Origin of the sequence: Streptomyces sp. NPDC101166 (assembly GCF_044768125.1) — a bacterium.
Lineage (GTDB): Bacteria > Actinomycetota > Actinomycetes > Streptomycetales > Streptomycetaceae > Streptomyces.
This window is the reverse complement of sequence record NZ_JBIWPF010000339.1, coordinates 1-1,067: the sequence shown is the minus strand read 5'-3', so window position 1 is coordinate 1,067 and position 1,067 is coordinate 1. Positions and strand designations below refer to the sequence as shown.

Genomic DNA, 1,067 nt, shown 5'->3' with positions numbered 1-1,067 from the left:
ATCCTGACGCCCCAGGCGATCCGGGTTCCCCTCACCATGGGCGCGGTCCTGGCCGCCTTGGCCCTGACCGGCGCGGTGGGCGCGCGCCTCGGACAGGCTCCCGTCGCCCGCGCGACCATCCGCGTCCTCGCCGGCGGCGCACTGGCGATGGTCACCACCTACGCCATCGGCCACATCGTCGGAATCACCATCTGACCCACCCGATCACCAGGCCAGCGGGCCCTGCGCGTCGAAGAACCCACCCGTCGGCCCGTCCGCCCCGATCTGCGCCATCCGCACGATGATCTCCGCCGCCTCCCGCACCGTCTGATGCCCGAGGTTGTGGTTCAGATCGGTACTGGTGAATCCCGGTTCCACCGAATTGATCCGAATACGCGGAAAAGCCTTGGCGTACTGAATCGTCAGCACATTCACCGCGGTCTTCGACGCCGGATACGCGACTCCCGGATACCGATTGACCATATCCCCTTCCGACGCGAGCCTGTGCAACGACGCGAGCCCGCTACTCACGTTCACCACGACCGGCACATCCGCCTTCTCCAGCAACGGCAAGAAGGCTTCCAGTACCCGGACCGTCCCGAAAACATTGGTCTCGAACGTCTCCCGCATGATCTCGGCCGTCATGTCCCCGGCCCCCAACACACCCCCGTCCGCACTCATCTCCGCCTGAATCCCCGCATTGTTGATGAGCACGTCCAGCCCACCCTCGGCTTCGATCTCCGCTGCGGCCGCGCGCACGGACTCATCATCGGTGATATCGATCCGAACAGCCCGCGCCCCAACCGCTTCCGCCGCCGCCAGCCCCCGCCCGGCATCCCGGCTCCCGAGATACACCGTATGCCCGGCCTCCACGAACCGCCGCGCAGCCTCGAACCCGATTCCCTTATTGGCACCCGTAATCAGAATTCTGCTCATGCCCCAAACCTAGAATCTGGAGCGCACTCCAAGTCAACCGTTTATCAGCCTTCGACCGGCCCGTTCCACAACTGCTGATCGTCGTTGGATCGAGACCGTAGGACTCGTTGACATCCAGGATCGGCGGTGGTTCCATCAGCAATAGCAGGGAG

General features: G+C 64.8%; 2 protein-coding genes. One reads left to right on the top strand and one right to left on the bottom strand.

Annotated features, from left to right (window positions below; genetic code table 11):
* The coding region (locus ACIRS4_RS38945) for a VIT1/CCC1 transporter family protein (protein WP_404205124.1) at window positions 1–195 on the top strand (195 nt) is incomplete at its 5' end.
* A gap of 9 nt (window positions 196–204) precedes the next feature.
* Here ACIRS4_RS38945 and ACIRS4_RS38940 read toward each other — a convergent pair.
* On the bottom strand, window positions 205–915 hold the full coding sequence (locus tag ACIRS4_RS38940; protein ID WP_404205123.1) for an SDR family NAD(P)-dependent oxidoreductase: 711 nt from the start codon (window positions 913–915) through the stop codon (window positions 205–207).
* Window positions 916–1,067: the final 152 nt, after the last annotated feature.